This is a genomic window from Mesorhizobium sp. M1322, assembly GCF_040318085.1.
In the GTDB taxonomy this organism is placed as follows: Bacteria; Pseudomonadota; Alphaproteobacteria; order Rhizobiales; family Rhizobiaceae; genus Mesorhizobium.
The window spans coordinates 97,843-113,114 of sequence record NZ_JAMYLP010000005.1 but is presented as its reverse complement, the minus strand read 5'-3'; the positions used below and the strand labels follow the sequence as shown (position 1 = coordinate 113,114).

The 15,272-nt window shown below is 63.6% G+C and carries 17 protein-coding genes; 11 read left to right on the top strand and 6 right to left on the bottom strand.

Annotated features, from left to right (window positions below; genetic code table 11):
• Positions 1–45 precede the first annotated feature (45 nt).
• Entirely contained in the window at positions 46–1,212 is a 1,167-nt protein-coding gene (locus tag NKH12_RS03600) for an NAD(P)/FAD-dependent oxidoreductase (protein WP_352951928.1), read from the top strand.
• Here the strand turns inward: NKH12_RS03600 and NKH12_RS03595 are convergent.
• Positions 1,131–1,940 (bottom strand): DUF72 domain-containing protein, encoded by an 810-nt coding sequence (locus NKH12_RS03595; protein WP_352951927.1) that lies wholly within the window; start codon positions 1,938–1,940, stop codon positions 1,131–1,133. The two genes, NKH12_RS03600 and NKH12_RS03595, sit on opposite strands and share 82 nt — an antisense overlap.
• Positions 1,941–2,080: 140 nt before the next feature.
• Positions 2,081–2,506 (bottom strand): GNAT family N-acetyltransferase, encoded by a 426-nt coding sequence (locus NKH12_RS03590; RefSeq protein WP_352951926.1) that lies wholly within the window; start codon positions 2,504–2,506, stop codon positions 2,081–2,083.
• A gap of 152 nt (positions 2,507–2,658) precedes the next feature.
• Here NKH12_RS03590 and leuD point away from each other — a divergent pair, with 152 nt between their 5' ends.
• Both leuD and NKH12_RS03580 read left to right on the top strand, forming a co-directional pair.
• Positions 2,659–3,264, top strand: coding sequence for a 3-isopropylmalate dehydratase small subunit (gene leuD, locus NKH12_RS03585; RefSeq protein ID WP_254020972.1), 606 nt, complete (start codon positions 2,659–2,661; stop codon positions 3,262–3,264).
• A 61-nt stretch (positions 3,265–3,325) separates the two neighbouring features.
• Positions 3,326–4,252: an Ivy family c-type lysozyme inhibitor gene (locus NKH12_RS03580; RefSeq protein WP_352951925.1), complete on the top strand. Its 927-nt coding sequence runs from the start codon at positions 3,326–3,328 to the stop codon at positions 4,250–4,252.
• Between the two features lie 221 nt (positions 4,253–4,473).
• Here NKH12_RS03580 and NKH12_RS03575 read toward each other — a convergent pair whose 3' ends face one another.
• A complete protein-coding gene (locus NKH12_RS03575) occupies positions 4,474–5,268 on the bottom strand; it encodes a lytic murein transglycosylase (RefSeq protein ID WP_352951924.1) in 795 nt (264 codons plus the stop codon).
• A 266-nt stretch (positions 5,269–5,534) separates the two neighbouring features.
• On the opposite strand from NKH12_RS03575, the gene NKH12_RS03570 reads away from it, so the two are divergent.
• The 7 genes from NKH12_RS03570 (at position 5,535) to rpsP (ending at position 12,533) form a co-directional block, all read left to right on the top strand.
• The gene (locus tag NKH12_RS03570; RefSeq protein WP_352951923.1) at positions 5,535–6,782 is read left to right on the top strand and encodes a flavin monoamine oxidase family protein; all 1,248 of its coding nucleotides are present in this window, start codon (positions 5,535–5,537) and stop codon (positions 6,780–6,782) included.
• 100 nt (positions 6,783–6,882) lie between these two features.
• Positions 6,883–7,974, top strand: a complete 1,092-nt coding sequence (locus NKH12_RS03565) for a zinc-binding metallopeptidase family protein (protein ID WP_352951922.1) — start codon at positions 6,883–6,885, stop codon at positions 7,972–7,974.
• Between the two features lie 63 nt (positions 7,975–8,037).
• Positions 8,038–8,637, top strand: coding sequence for a DUF1236 domain-containing protein (locus tag NKH12_RS03560; RefSeq protein WP_352951921.1), 600 nt, complete (start codon positions 8,038–8,040; stop codon positions 8,635–8,637).
• A gap of 202 nt (positions 8,638–8,839) precedes the next feature.
• Positions 8,840–9,796 carry a CPBP family intramembrane glutamic endopeptidase gene (locus tag NKH12_RS03555; protein ID WP_352951920.1) on the top strand — a complete coding sequence of 319 codons (957 nt, stop codon included), beginning with the start codon at positions 8,840–8,842 and terminating at the stop codon, positions 9,794–9,796.
• 340 nt (positions 9,797–10,136) lie between these two features.
• Complete coding sequence (gene ffh / locus NKH12_RS03550) at positions 10,137–11,753, top strand: signal recognition particle protein (RefSeq protein WP_352951919.1); 1,617 nt, start codon at positions 10,137–10,139, stop codon at positions 11,751–11,753.
• A gap of 7 nt (positions 11,754–11,760) precedes the next feature.
• Positions 11,761–12,087 carry a chorismate mutase gene (locus NKH12_RS03545; protein WP_352951918.1) on the top strand — a complete coding sequence of 109 codons (327 nt, stop codon included), beginning with the start codon at positions 11,761–11,763 and terminating at the stop codon, positions 12,085–12,087.
• Positions 12,088–12,131: 44 nt separating this feature from the next.
• Entirely contained in the window at positions 12,132–12,533 is a 402-nt protein-coding gene (rpsP, locus tag NKH12_RS03540; protein ID WP_027153676.1) for a 30S ribosomal protein S16, read from the top strand.
• A 76-nt stretch (positions 12,534–12,609) separates the two neighbouring features.
• Here rpsP and NKH12_RS03535 read toward each other — a convergent pair whose 3' ends face one another.
• The 3 genes from NKH12_RS03535 to NKH12_RS03525 form a co-directional block, all read right to left on the bottom strand.
• Positions 12,610–12,873, bottom strand: coding sequence for a YMGG-like glycine zipper-containing protein (locus tag NKH12_RS03535; RefSeq protein WP_352951917.1), 264 nt, complete (start codon positions 12,871–12,873; stop codon positions 12,610–12,612).
• A 155-nt stretch (positions 12,874–13,028) separates the two neighbouring features.
• Positions 13,029–13,439, bottom strand: a complete 411-nt coding sequence (locus NKH12_RS03530; RefSeq protein WP_352951916.1) for a DoxX family protein — start codon at positions 13,437–13,439, stop codon at positions 13,029–13,031.
• A 123-nt stretch (positions 13,440–13,562) separates the two neighbouring features.
• Positions 13,563–14,468 carry a bestrophin family protein gene (locus NKH12_RS03525; protein WP_352951915.1) on the bottom strand — a complete coding sequence of 302 codons (906 nt, stop codon included), beginning with the start codon at positions 14,466–14,468 and terminating at the stop codon, positions 13,563–13,565.
• 156 nt (positions 14,469–14,624) lie between these two features.
• Between NKH12_RS03525 and NKH12_RS03520 the strand changes: the two genes are divergently transcribed.
• Entirely contained in the window at positions 14,625–15,032 is a 408-nt protein-coding gene (locus NKH12_RS03520) for an ACT domain-containing protein (protein WP_352951914.1), read from the top strand.
• Positions 15,033–15,272 lie beyond the last annotated feature (240 nt).

The following is a 15,272-nucleotide window of genomic DNA, read 5'->3' as shown; positions in this document are numbered from 1 at the left end:
AACCGGCTTTTCGGGAACATGTTCTAGAACTGGAGACGCAAAAAAGTGCGCTACGACGTCGTCATCATCGGCGGAGCCATCGTCGGCTCCTCGATCGCCTATTATCTGCGCGAGGAAGGCTTTTCGGGCTCGATCGCGCTGGTCGAGCGCGACCCGCAATTCGCCCATGCGGCAACGACGCTGTCCTGTGCTTCCATTCGCCAGCAGTTTTCAATTCCCGAGAACATCCGGCTGTCGCAGTTCACGCTGAAACTGTTCCGGCGGCTGACGGAAGAGTTCGGGGCCGACGCCGATATCGGCTTTCGCGAAGGCGGCTATCTCATCCTTGCCGGCGAGAACGGATTGCCGATCCTCAAGGCCAACCACGAGACGCAGTTGGCCGAGGGCGCCGACATAGTGCTTGAGGATGCGGAGGCGCTCGTCCGCCGGTTTCCGTGGCTGTCGGCCGAGGGCATCACCGCCGGTGCCTATGGCCGCACGGGCGAGGGCTGGTTCGATGCGCATGCGATGCTGATGCTGTTCCGCAAGGCGCTGCGGGACAAAAACATCGATTTCATCACTGCTGATGTGACCGGCATCGAACGGCAGGGCGACCGCGTCACCGGGGTAAACCTCGGCAATGGCGAACGGCTCGACGCAGGCATCGTCGTCAACGCCGCCGGGCCGAATGCCGGCAGGGTTTCCGCAATGGCCGGACTGGCGCTGCCGGTGGAGCCGCGCAAGCGCAATGTCTTCATCTTCGAGGCGCGCGAGAAATATGACGACATGCCGCTGCTGGTCGATCCCTCGGGCATCTATGTCAGGCCGGAAGGCTCGGTCTACATCACCGGCGGCGCTGAGCCGGAAGAGGCCGACGGCCCTGCCGACCCCAACGATTTCGAGCCCGACTGGCCGCTGTTCGAAGAGGTGATCTGGCCGGTGCTGGCGACCCGCATTCCGGCCTTCGAAGCGATCAAGCCGACGCGCGCCTGGGCCGGCCATTACGACTACAACACGCTCGACCAGAACGCGGTGATCGGCCCGCATCCGCAGGTCAAGAATTTCCTCTTCGCCAACGGTTTTTCCGGCCACGGCCTGCAGCAGGCGCCGGCGGTCGGCAAGGCGCTGGCGGAGCTGATCGTGCATGGCGGCTACCGCACGGTGGACTGCTCGGCGTTTGGGTACAGCCGTGTCGCAGAGGGGCGGGCGTTTCGGGAATTGAATGTGATTTGAGGCGCCATCGCAGTCACGGCAAGGGCGTTGCCGAGCGCGTGGCCCTTAACCGTGTTGTCGAAAATGCACCAAACCTCAGCGCCCGTCGCACTCGCCGCATCCAGCCGCTGCCTGATCTCGATTAGGCTTTCGGTGTCATAGTCCGAGTAATAGATGCGCGGCGCGCCATGCAGGCGGAAATAGACGAGACCCGGCCAGCCGGATGGCGTGGCTGCAGCGGGAACGCGAGCCGGATCGGCTGCGACGCGCGCTACACGGAAGCCGGTCAGAAGCGCATCGGCATCCGGCTCGAACCAACTGGCATGACGTGGTTCGCAGGCTAATTTCACGTCGGTCTGCTTTCGCAACAGATCGAAGAAGTCATCGGCGACGTGCGGGTCGAAGGGTAGGCTCGGCGGCAACTGCACCAGCAGCGCTGCAAATTTGGGACCGAGGCCTCCAGCCTGTTGCAGAAATGTTTCGGCAAGGTGTCCGCAGTCGGCGAGCCGACGCTCATGCGTTACCGCCTTGGGGACTTTCACGCAGAAGCGGAAATCTTGCGGCACCGAACCAGCCCAGCGTTCGTAGGTTTCGCGGCGATGCGGCTTATAAAAAGACGAATTGATTTCAACGACGCCGAGGCGGTCGCCATAGCGCTCGAGGTGCGAGCCGGAATCCGGAAAAAGATCCTTGTAACGTGACGGGATGCTCCAGCCGGCCGTGCCAATGAAGCACCGATGCTTTTCCATGCTGAAGATGTGGACAGGGCACTGCGCAGGTCAAGGGAGTCTACTAGGCCGAAACCATGCGGCCAGCGCTCACCTGTCCCCCACTATTCCGCGTGCTCGGCCGCTGCTTAGCTCCGGCCGGCAGAGAATGATGGCAGTCGTCAGCGCTCGCGGCCGAACCAGAACGCGTCGGGCATGCGCGTCATGCCGATCCGCTCGTAAAAGCCGACGGCGTCGGGCACGGAGATCAGTGAGACGGCGACGGATGGTCCGAGCTGCCGCCGCGCTTCGTCGAGCAGGCCCTTGCCGATGCCGAGCCCTTGCGCCGATTTGCAAACGGCGAGCTCGGAAACATAGCACACCCACGAGAAGTCGGTGATGCCTCGGGCGAGGCCAATCAGCGGCTTGCCAGGCGCATTGAGGCGCGCCGTCAACACCAGATCGGCATTGGCAAGCATCGCCTTCAGACGGAGGTCGTCATCGATAGGCCGGGTGACGCCGAGGCCGGATTCCACCAGCACGCGGCGGAACTCGGCTTCGTCGAGGGCCGGTTCGCTGGCGTAGAGGACTTTGGGACGTGTTGTCATGCCGGCCAAGGTGCACCATAGGGCGGCGGTTTTGAAGCGGTCTGTGCTCCAAGACCGAGGCCAGCCGAAAACAGCCGCCTTTTATTTGCCTGCAGCTTTGTGTAAACCGGGCGCCAACACCTCCCGCAGCGAAAACAAGACGGGCAAGACCTATGGAAAAATTCACCAAGCTCACCGGCGTTGCGGCGCCGATGCCGATCGTCAACGTCGATACCGACATGATCATCCCCAAGGATTACCTCAAGACGATCAAGCGCACCGGGCTCGGCAGCGGACTGTTCGCCGAAATGCGCTACAAGGACGACGGTTCGGAAAACCCCGACTTCGTGCTCAACAAGCCGGCCTATCGCAAGGCGCAGATCCTGGTCGCCGGCGACAATTTCGGCTGCGGCTCGTCGCGCGAACATGCGCCGTGGGCGCTGCTCGATTTCGGCATACGCTGCGTCATCTCGACCTCATTCGCCGACATTTTCTACAACAACTGCTTCAAGAACGGCATCCTGCCGATCACCGTCAGCCCCGAGGACCTGGAGAAGCTGATGGACGACGCCTCGCGCGGCTCCAACGCGACGCTGTCGATCGACCTCGAAGCCAAGGAAATCCGCGGACCGGACGGCGGCGTGGTCAAGTTCGACCTCGACGACTTCAAGCGGCACTGCCTGCTCAACGGGCTCGACGATATCGGCCTGACCATGGAGAAGGCCGACGCCATCGCCTCGTTCGAGAAGAAGAACGCCGAGCTGCGCCCCTGGGCCTGAGCGGTACGATGACCCCGGCCGCGACAGGCCGGGTTCGTGGCGGCTGAACGGAGGGACATTCATGACACGTTCGCTTCTTGCGGGCGCGTGCGCGCTGGCGTGGATTCTGATGCCGGTGGCTGGTGCGCATGCACAGACCGACATGGTGCTCGTGCCGGCTGACGATGCGTCCGGCGCCGCCGACCAGGGCGCGTCGAGCAATGCGGCCCTAGGCGAAGATGTCAGCCAAGCACCGGTCCCGTTCGAGAGTGGGCAGCTGACCATCACCCAGCAGGAAGAGTATGGCGAAAAGGTGCTGGCCTATGACGGCAAGCAGCTGGCGCGCAACTACGATGTCTTCTTCGACAGGATTGTCGAGGTCGGCGGCGTCAATGTGGCGCTGGTCGATGTCGGCGACGGCGGCAATCAATGCGGCCCGGCCAAGGTGATCGTGTGGAAGCCGGAAGGCGGCACGATCCAGACGACCACCGTCGAGCAGGATGAATGCGGCGCGCCGCCGGCAGCGGTGTCCGACAGTGCCATCTATTTCGTGCCTCATCTGCTGCCGGGCGCTTCGAAGCCGGCGATGCAATGGTCGCCGACGCACGGGCTGACGACTTCCGGCAATCTCACCTATATGCCGGAGCCCGGCACCGGCTGGAAAGACGTCGATCCGTCGAAATACGACAACATCGTCGATGCCTTCCACAACGAGGCCATCTACAGGCTAGCCGAGACGCTGCTCGGCAAGGAGATGCCCGAGATGGCGACCAGCCTGCTGGTCGGCGGCGGCACCGAGAAGACCGCCTCGGGCGTCTTCTACGCCAGCGGCTGCATCCCGCATGATTGCGGCGGCAAAGACGGTTTCATGGCGATCGATTCGGCCGACCACAAGCTCTATTTTGCCCGCCGCGGTGACAAGCCCGAGCCAGATGCGTGGCCGGCTGTGAACACGTGGCCGCCAGACGTCAGGGAAGCGATGGACAGGGCGCTCGGCTCGCCGAATTAGCTTCTCTGCTTCGTGCCTTCGTTCCCGAGGCGGGGCCGAGCGGCGGCAGTCGTACCCTTAGAGCGGTTCATCGTTTCACGGAAACGCCGAACCGCTCTATCTCTTTGTTTATGCGCAATTCCGGACGGAAAACCGTTTCACACTTTTCCTGGAATTGCTCTAAAGCATCAACAAAAAAGCCCGGCGCATGGCCGGGCTGTTCCGTCGAACAGAGATTTCTATCAATCGCCATCGATCGCCGTGGCCATGCGGGCGATGGCCTGTTGATAGACGCTAGCGGAATTCCAGCCGGCAATTGCGCCCATATTCGCCTGCGCGCTCGCGCCGGCCCGCCAACCATGACCTCTGAGGAAGTTGGCGGTGGAAGCCAACGCAGTGGCCTTGTCGCGCAGATTTTTGTTGCCAACTCCATATGTCAAAACATTCCCCGGCAGGAACTGCGTGTGGCCGATCTCGCCATGCGCGGCACCGACCGACGAGGCGCTCAAAGCGCCGCTATCAACCAGCTTCAGGGCTGCAACAGCATGCGGGTAGAAGAACTCCGGGCGGCGGCAATCATAGGCAAGCGTTAAAATGGCGGAGACCGTATTCTGCTTGCCCAAGAAGGAACCGAAGCCGGTCTCCATACCCCAGATGGCGAGCAACACACCCGGCGACACGCCATAGGTCTGTTCGATCTTGCCGAACAGCGCGGCGTTCGACTTCTTCAGCGAACGGCCCTTGGAAATGATCGTGGACGCACCACGGCGCTTCATGAAAGCTTCCACCGAGCCGCTGAAAGCCTTATGGATGGCGCGGTCGACGCCGATCGTCTTTGTTGCGTAGGTCGCGCGAGCCAGAGCGGCCAGACCCTTCGAGCCTACACCGCTGGCCTTTGCTTCCTGCGCGAACTCTGCCTTCCACGCTTCGAAGCCCGCGCCCGTATTGCCGCATTGGGCGGCCTGTGCGCCTGTTGCCGCCGCAAGCATCATCGATGCCGCGGCCGCGAAAATCTTTCCCTTGGCAAAAAATGCCATGTTGCTCTCCTGGTTGCCTGGATCTTGTCCCAAATACGAATTTGCCAGCGAAACGCCCGCTTGTCACTGTTGGAGCGGACGTGCGCCCACTTGGACGCAGTACGCTCCAGCACTTTACAATCTGCGCATCGTGCTTTCCGAGAATCGGAACCGATTTTCGAGCCGCCGCGCTAAGAACTCGTTTACGCATCCTCGCCGCAGCGCTGGCGAATGCCGGAGAACTTGCTTACGATCAAGTAATTATTGTGGCGGGGGCTAAAATATTCATGGAAGACGTTGACGTCGTGGTCATCGGCGCCGGTTCGGCGGGACTTTCCGCCGCCAAGACCCTCCGTGCGGCTGGCCTTTCCTTCAAGCTGCTCGAAGCGATGAACCGTGTCGGCGGCCGCGCCTGGACCAGCGATCAGCATTTCGGCGTTCCTTTCGACATCGGCTGCGCCTGGCTGCATGCGGCTGACCGCAATCCTTACTTTCCCGAGGCGCAAGCCGCCCGCTGGACGCTTCACCATCACGACATGAATATCGACCATCTTTACTATCGCAACCGAAAGGCGAGCGAGGACGAAGAGGCCGCAATGAAGGCGGCCGATATCAGGCTGTTCGAGCTTCTGGCGGCGCATGAGGTCAAGGTTGGCGACGACGACCGTCTTTCGGCATTGCTCGCCAAAGGCCATGCGCCGCGCGCCGCGGCCACCTTCGCTGGGCCGATGGACTTCGGCGCCGACGAGGACGAGATATCGATCCGCGACTTTCAGGCCGCCGCCGATCTCGATCCGAACTATTTCACCAAGGAGGGGTTCGGCGCACTGGTCGCCCGTTTCGGCGCCGACGTGCCCGTCGAGCTGTCGACGCCGGTGCGGAAAATCCTCTGGGACGTGCCTGGCGTCGCCTGCGTCACAGATCGCGGCACCATCCGCGCCAAGGCGGCCATCGTCACCGCCTCGCCGGCGGTGCTCGCCTTCGAGGAGATCGAATTCTCGCCGGCGCTGCCCGACACGCATTTCGCTGCCTTCTTCGACCTGCCGATGGGCATGCTGACCAAGCTGCCGGTCGAAATCAGGGGCACAAGGCTCGGGCTGGCGCCGTTCGACGACCTGCTGATCGAGCGGCTGGCCAGGCACGACATCTACTTCCTTTGTTTTCCCTTCGACCTCGACCTGATGGTCGGCTTCGTCGGCGACGATTTCGCCTGGGAGATGTCGGCGGCGGGCGAGGCGGCAGGCGTCGACTTTGTCGTCGACCGGCTGTGCGCCATATTCGGCGGGGACGTGCGAAAACATGTCGGGCGCGCCATGATGACCAATTGGGGCGGCGAGCGGTTCGTGCGCGGCGCCTATGCGGCGGCCCGCCCCGGCCGTTCGCAGGCGCGCGCCGCGCTGATGCAGCCGGTGGCGGAAAAAATCTTCTTCGCCGGCGAGCATCTGGCCGGTCCGCTGATGCAGACCTGCGGCGGCGCCCGGCTGTCGGGCGAGGCGGTGGCGAGAACGGTCGCCGCCCAGCTTGCGGCAAAATAGCATTAGCAGGAACGCTGGCCGCCGACAGGCGTTTGGGCGATACGCCGCTCCGCACTATATCCGGGCCTGATGATTTGAGACCTGATGATTTGAGATTGGGATGAAGCTCTTCGATTGCCCGCATTGTGGCCACCGCCTCTATTTCGAGAATGCCCAGTGCCTGAACTGCGCCAGCCCCGTGCTCTACGATCCCGGGCAGGCGTGCTTCGTGTTGTCAGGCGCCGGCGGCGTTTTCCAGTGCACCAATGCCGACGAGTGCGCCTGCAACTGGATGGCGGAACCTGGCCATGCCTTCTGCCGCGCCTGCGAGCTGAACCAGCTGATCCCGGACCTTTCGGTCGATGGCAACCGCCGTCGCTGGATCCGCGTCGAAGCGGCAAAGAAGCGGGCAATCTATTCGCTGCTCGCCGCCGGACTGCCGGTCGTGCCCAAGCGGAACGCCGGCGACGAGGCCGGCCTCGCCTTCGACTTTCTCGCCGATCCGATCGGCGGCCCAGGCGGCGCGCGCATCCTGACCGGCCATGACAACGGCCTGATCACACTCAATGTCGCCGAGGCCGACTCGGCCGAACGCGAAAGACGGCGCGTCGAGATGGGCGAGAACTACCGCACTTTGCTCGGTCATTTCCGCCACGAGCTCGGCCACTACTACTGGGACCGCCTGATCCGCGACGACCCGCAACGGCTTGCCGCCTTCCGCGCGTTGTTCGGCGACGAGCGCGTTGATTACGAGCAGGCGCTGAAGACCTACCATGCCAAAGGTGCTGCGCCCGACTGGCAGCAGGACCACATTTCCGCCTATGCCACGTCTCATCCCTGGGAGGACTGGGCCGAGGCATGGGCACACCACCTGCACATCACCGATACGCTGGAGATGGTGCATGCGCTGAATTTTCCGCTCGGCCGACTGGAAACGGTAGAGGCCAACGAGCTGTCGCGCAGCGACACCGGCGGCGAGCTGCAACCGGCGCCATCGGAACCTGCCGCCGTTCCCGAACCGTTCGAAAAGATCCTGGCCCGCTGGCTGGTGCTGTCGGAAGCGTCCAACTCGATCAACCGCTGCATGGGCCTGCCCGACCTTTACCCCTTCGTCATCTCGGACGTGACCGCACGGAAGCTGGCCTTCGTTCATGAACTGCTGACTGACGTGAAAGAAACCGGAACAAAACGTGAGCCGGCTGAGGCGTTTTAGCCGGAACGCATGAAGCCCTGTTTCGTTTTCGTTCGTGAGGGACTATCAAAACGGAGCGAAACCATGAAGCGCATACTATTTCCTGCTGTCGCCGGAGCGCTTGTCGCGATGTCCGGCACAGCCTTGGCTGATACCGCCGTCTCGGCTGTCACCGATCTCAACGTACGCGCCGGCCCCGGCCCGCAATACCCGGTCATCGGTGTGCTCGCCGCCGGCCAGTCGGCAACGCTTGATGGCTGCATCCGAAACAGCAAATGGTGCACCATCGCCGAGGCCAATGGCCAGGGCTGGATCTATTCCGACTATGTGACGGCCGACTTCGGCGGCAGCGCGGTCGTCCTAACGGAACGCCCGGCTGACGCAGACATTGCCATCGTCGAAGCGCCCGCCGACGTCGACTATCCCGGCACCTATACAGGAGCGATCGTCGCTGGCGAGCCGATTGAGCCGATCAGACGGCCGCCGGCCGAAATCCGCACCTATATCGAGACCAACCGGGTCGACCCGGTCTATCTCGAGGGCGAGGTGGTTACGGGCGCGACCTTGCCCGACACCGTCGAGTTGCGTGAGATTCCGGACTATGAGTACCGCTATGTTTATGTGAACGGTCAGCCGGCCCTGGTCGATCCCGGCACCCGACGCATCATGTACGTCGAGCGCTGACATCATCAACCAACCAGACGGCCGCCCGGCAAGAGCCAACGGCGGCCGCCTCTGTCCGATATCGTTCACCTGAGCTTCGTGCTGGAGCGGCGTGCCCGCCGCTCCAGCCTTTTGTTCGAGCATCCGATCTTCCAAAACCGGTTCCACTTTTGGGTCCGATGCTCTAGATCATGCGACCCGATGCATCAGGCAAGGAACCCGCGTGATAACAGACCCGGCCGCCTTCGAGCATTATCGGCGCTCTCCCAACGCCAAGACGACCCTGCCGCGGCTCCTGCTCGGAACGGCGATCGTCGTCCTGTTCTGGGTGGCGACAACCATGGCAGTGCTGTTCGGCGGCACCTATCTTTTTGTTATCTGGCAGGCATCGTCTGGCACCCCGATAGAAGGAGGGGCGGTGCAGAATTTCATGGCCTCGCCCACCGGAATCCTCGCCGCGCTCGCCTCCTTTGCCGGAATCTGGCTCGGCCTGTGGGCTGCCATGCGCTGGGTCCATCGCGAGCCGCTGATGGCGCTGATCGGCACCAGCCGCCGCGTTTCGCGCTCGGGATTCCTCAAGGGATTGGCCGCGGTGCTGATCACATCGTTGCTCTCCGAAATCCTGCTCTATCTCTTGCAGCCCGACATTGCGCGCGGTGCGATCGGCCTGTCGTCCTGGCTGCTGTTCCTGATCCCGATCGCTGCGCTGACCCTGCTGCAGACCTCGTCCGAAGAGGTGCTGTTTCGCGGCTATCTTCTCAGGGGTCTGGCCAACCGGTTTCAAAACCCCGTCATCTGGGCGCTGCTGCCAGGACTTCTGTTCACTGCGATGCATTGGAGCCCAAGCTCGACGGCCGCCATCAACACCTGCGTGCTGGCCTCGATCGCCGCTTTTGCGCTGCTCCTGACGCTTGTAGTCTATGCCACGGGCAATCTCGGCGCGGCCTTCGGCGCCCATCTCGGCAACAATCTGACGGGTTTCCTGCTGATTTCGCACCAGCAAAGCTACAATTCCTTCGCGCTGTTCAACGCCAAGCCGCTCGAAGGCCCCGGCTGGACGACGCTTGATGCCGTCCTCATCGCGGCGATCGGCATCGTCTGCAGCCTGTTGACTGTCCTGCTGCTGCTGCATCCGCGCTCGCCGCTAAAGGTCGGGCCGGATATTTCGCACCCAAGCTGATGCGCATCACGCTGGTGGTCCTGCGATAAACCGAACCGGCCCGGTTCAGCGGATTCGGTCCGCACCTTGACTCCGCGGCCGATTTCCTGTCTACACGCCGCGAATTCCGCGACGAGTATCCCTCCGAGCAAGCCGACCGGGACGCCGAAGCCTCTTTGAGGTGACGTGCTGTAAATCGATCCTGGAGGCCAACATCCGGCAGCGCTGTGCGCCCCCGGGTGCTTTTTGGCTTTGAGCTTTTGCCTGGACTGGCTTTGGCTTGGACTGGCTTTGGGTTGGATACTGGGCGCGAACGCATTACCTCTCGGGCATCATCCGGGTGCCAGGGAAAGGAAGAAGAATGTTTGAATCACTGCAAGAGCGCCTTGGTTCGATCCTGAACGGCCTCACCGGCCGCGGTGCCCTGTCCGAGGCGGATGTCGCGGCGGCGCTGCGCGAGGTGCGCCGTGCGCTGCTCGAGGCCGACGTTGCGCTGGAAGTGGTGCGTTCCTTCACCGACAAGGTACGCGAGAAGGCCGTCGGCGCTGCCGTGCTGAAGTCGATCAAGCCCGGCCAGATGGTCGTCAAGATCGTTCATGACGAGCTGGTCGAGATGCTGGGCGCCGAGGGCGTCGCCATCGACCTCAATGCACCGGCTCCGGTTGTCATCATGATGGTCGGCCTGCAGGGTTCCGGCAAGACCACGACATCGGCCAAGATCGCCAAGCGCCTCACCGAGCGCCAGAACAAGAAGGTCCTGATGGCCTCGCTCGACACGCGGCGTCCCGCCGCGCAGGAGCAGCTCCGTCAGCTCGGCGAGCAGGTCAAGGTCGCCACGCTGCCGATCGTCGAGGGCCAGACGCCGGTCGACATCGCCCGCCGCGCCGTGCAGGCGGCAAAGCTCGGCGGCCATGACGTCGTCATCCTCGACACCGCGGGTCGCACCCATATCGACGAGCCGCTGATGGTCGAGATGGCCGACATCAAGAAGGTGTCGTCGCCGCACGAGATCCTTTTGGTTGCCGATTCGCTGACCGGCCAGGACGCCGTCAATCTGGTGAAAAGCTTCGATGAGCGCGTCGGCATCACCGGCCTGGTGCTGACCCGCATGGACGGCGACGGCCGTGGTGGTGCCGCACTTTCCATGCGCGCCGTCACCGGCAAGCCGATCAAGCTGATCGGCACCGGCGAGAAAATGGACGGGCTGGAGGAATTCCATCCCAAGCGCATCGCCGACCGCATCCTCGGCATGGGCGACATCATCAGCCTGGTCGAAAAGGCTGCCGAAAACATCGACGCCGAGCAGGCGGCGGCGATGGCCAAGAAGATGCAGTCGGGCAAGTTCGACCTGAATGACCTTGCCGGCCAGCTTCAGCAGATGTCGAAGATGGGCGGCATGGGCGGCATCATGGGGATGATGCCGGGCATGGGCAAGATGAAGGACCAGATGGCCGCCGCCGGTCTCGACGACAAGATGTTCGGCCGCCAGCTCGCCATCATCTCGTCAATGACCAAGGCCGAGCGCGCCAATCCCGATATTCTGAAGCACTCGCGCAAGAAGCGCATCGCCGCCGGCTCCGGCACCGATGCGGCCGAGATCAACAAGCTCCTGAAGATGCACCGCGGCATGGCCGACATGATGAAGGCGATGGGCGGCAAGGGCAAAGGCGGTGGCCTGATGCGCGGCATGATGGGCGGCCTGGCCCAGAAGATGGGTCTCGGCGGCATGATGCCAGGGGGTATGGGAGCCATGGGTGGCCCGGGCGGCATGATGGGCGGCGGCATGCCGGACCTGTCCAAGATGGACTCCAAGCAGCTCGAAGCCTTGCAGAAGCAGGCGCAGGCAGCCGGTCTCGGCGGCATGAAGGGCCTGCCCGGTGGCCTTCCAGGTGGCGGTGGCCTGCCTGGACTGCCCGGCGGCATGAAGCTTCCTGGTCTGGGCGGCGGCGGGCTTCCCGGTCTTGGCAAGAAGAAGTGAGGGCGCCATGAACGAAGAGAAGGACATGGCCGACGCACGTGCGGCGCTGGTCGACTACCGCACCTCGATCGACAACATCGACGCAGCGCTCATCTACATGCTGGCCGAGCGTTTCCGCTGCACCAAGGCGGTCGGCGAGCTGAAGGCGTCGCATGGCCTGCCGCCGGCCGATCCGGCACGCGAGCAGCAGCAGATCGCCCGCCTTCGTCAACTGGCGAAGGACGCCCATCTCGACCCGGATTTCGCAGAGAAATTCCTGAACTTCGTCGTCCGCGAAGTGATCCGACATCATGAGCAGATCGCCGCATCCAACGGCGTAACGAAAACCGGCTGAGGACCAGCCGTAAACCCGAAAATCAGAGTTTTAGGAGAAAAGAAATGCCATTGAAAATCCGGCTGGCCCGTGCGGGCTCGAAGAAGCGCCCCTATTACCACGTCGTCGTCGCCGACGCCCGTTCGCCGCGCGACGGCCGTTTCATCGAGTCCCTCGGCTCGTGGAACCCGCTGCTGCCCAAGGACGGCGAGCGCGTCAAGGTCGACGCCGACCGCGTTAAGCATTGGCTCTCGCATGGCGCCCAGCCGACCGACCGCGTGCTGCGCTTCCTCGACGAGGCCGGCATTGCCAAGCGTGAGGCCCGCTCCAACCCGAAGAAGGCCGAGCCCGGCAAGAAGGCGCAGGAGCGCGCCGCACTTCTGAAGAAGGCGCAGGACGATGCAGCCGCCGCTGTTGCCGCCGCGGCAGCCGCGCCAGCCGAGGCGGAAGCCGCGACCGCCGAATAATCCGCTTCTTATCGCCCACGGAACGGCGGGCGCTTTTGTCCGCCGTTTTATTCGTCGGAGCTATGACGCGGCCCGATCAATAGCCTGCCGGGCAGCGGGCGATGTAGACGCGTCCATATCGATCCCGATAGCGGCACCGGCCGGGTTCGGTAGCACGACCGATCAGTGCGCCGGCGAGGGCGCCGACAGCACCACCGACCACCGCACCTTCAACTTCGTCATCGGCCACTGCAGCGCCGACAGCAGCGCCCCCCAGCCCACCGACCGCGGCGCCCTGTTCTGTCCGGGAACAGGCTGCGAGCGAGGTTGCCAGTACCATCAGGACCACCAGTTTCTTCATTGTCGTTCCTCTCAAACGGGGTTTTCCGTCCTCGCCGCCACATCTTCTAACTCGCAAACGGGCGATTTGATCCAAAGTCAAAGAAGAAGGGTGCCGGCAGACCGTGCTCCTCTCTGGCGACGCGATCGCCATCGAACGGCTGTTTGAAGTCGGAGCTATCGGTTGAACAGGATCAGCGCGCGCACCCTGGGGTTGCGCAGGAAAAGGCCACCCCACAAGATGAAGCCGAGATAGACGCCGAACAGTGTGTGCGAAAACAGCGGGCTGCCGATACGTATATGCGTTGCGATGGCGCCACCGAGGTAGGCGGTGAGCAGGATGGCGCCAAGCATTGAGGTGCGCGGCACCGCATAGAGCGCGGTCGAGACCAGCCCGATGATGCCGAGCATGCGCGAGACATTGGGATCGGCCGGCCAGCCGAGCTGCACCATGGTCTGGGTGACGACATCGAGCGGCGGCGGCTTGATGACCCCGTCGAAGATCATGAACAGCACGATGAGGGCGCTGAGCCCTCGGCCGGTCCACAGCGCGCCCGGCGTGACGGATGCAGTTTGAGACATGGTCATTGGTCCTCCGGTTGTTTCGAGCCCTCTTGGCCAGGGTCGAACCAAGGACGCGGCGTGAGGCGGCGATCCGACACGCCTGCAATCTTTTGAGCGCACGGCGCTGCGATGAGCCGGGAACAAACCTTAGGAAAAATAGTATTTTTCGGCCGGGATCATTTTTGGCGGCGCCTCGCCTAGGGCCTCGAACACCGAGATTTCACAGACGCGGCACAGGCCGTCGAGGGCGAGATCGTTGGCCTCGGTGCCGAACGGGTCCTCGAGTTCCTCCGAAAGCGCGTCGAGGCCGAAGAAGGTGTAGGCGATCAGCGCCGTGAACAGCGGCGTCGCCCAGCCGGCAGTGGATGCGAGCCCAAACGGCAGCAGCAGGCAGAAGATATAGGCGGTGCGCTGCAAGAGCAGCGTGTAGGCAAACGGAAGCGGTGTCCCCATAATGCGCTCGCAGCCGGCTTGCGCTGCCGCGATTTGCGACAGGCGCTCGTCGAGGATGCGGTAGCCCATGACATCGATCGCCCCGGCCCTGTATAGCGCGGCGGCTCGCTCGCCCATCCGCCGCACCATGGCGTCGGGCGGGTTGGCCAGCTTGGCGGCACTTTCGGCGGCTTCGCCGATGAACGTGCGTGCTTCGGTCGTGGCATCCACCCGCCGAAGCAGCCCGCGCAGGAAGTGGCAGAAGGCGATCGCCTCCATCAGCAGGCCGCGCAGTTCCGCCCGGTTTTCGATCAGCCCGGTGCTGGCGCGCGCCAGATTGCGGATGTCGAAGACAAGCTGGCCCCACAGCTTGCGCGCTTCCCACCAGCGGTCATAGGCGGCATTGTTGCGGAAACCGAGATAGATCGACAGCGCCACACCGAGCAAGGCTACGGGCGCGGGGCCGGCATTGCCGAGGTCGAGCTTGAGCGCCCTGACCGCAAGCACCACCAGCGCGCCATAGACGCCGAAGCCGAAGATTTGCGGCAGGATGCGCGGCACCACCGAGCCGCGCATGATGAAGAACAGATGCAAGAATCCCGGGCGCGGGCGAACGATCATCGAAATCCCTTTCACGGACCGGCAATGATCCTGATCGGTTCCATTGTGCGATGCAATACACGCGCAAGCCCAGCCGCCAGCGACATGGCGATGTCGTCTTGCCGGCCTGGGGCCGAGCACGCTATCGAAAATCCGCGAGACATTCAGGAGCAATCGATGGCTGGCGAGACCGATCTGAAGAAACTGCTGGCAACGATGGCGCCGCAATTGCGTCCCGGCATCCATGTCTTCGCCACACTGCCGCCCGATGCGCCCGTACCAGACAGCCTCGAGCCGGTGATGCTTTTTCGCGAGCGCGAGGGGACGACGGTGATCGCGCTAGAGGAGAAAGCCAAAGCCGCTGGCCTGGAGACCGTCTTCCGCTGCCGGATGGTGACGCTGAGCATCCATTCGTCGCTGGAGGCGGTCGGCTTCCTCGCCGCTATCACCGCGCGTCTGGCCGCCGCGGGCATAGGCGTCAATCCGGTCTCGGCCTTCTACCACGACCATCTGTTTGTCCCGGCCGACAGGGCGGAGGAGGCGATAGGGGTTTTGGTGGAATTAGCGGAAGAGAGCCAGAGGTGATGCCGGTCCGATGCAACCTACCTGAGACGCCGGTGCCGCCCCTCATCCCCTGCCGGGACCTTCTCCCCGTGAACGGGGAGAAGGGAGCTAACGGCCGGAAGGCCGAGCCTGCGACCGCGGGCCGCCGGTTGTCCGGCGCCCCCGCGGAGGGCCCGCCGCGGCAGCGGCGATACGGCCCGTGAGCGAAATAACGGCCGAAGACCGAGCCCGCGACTGCGGGCCGCCGGCTTTCCGGCGCCC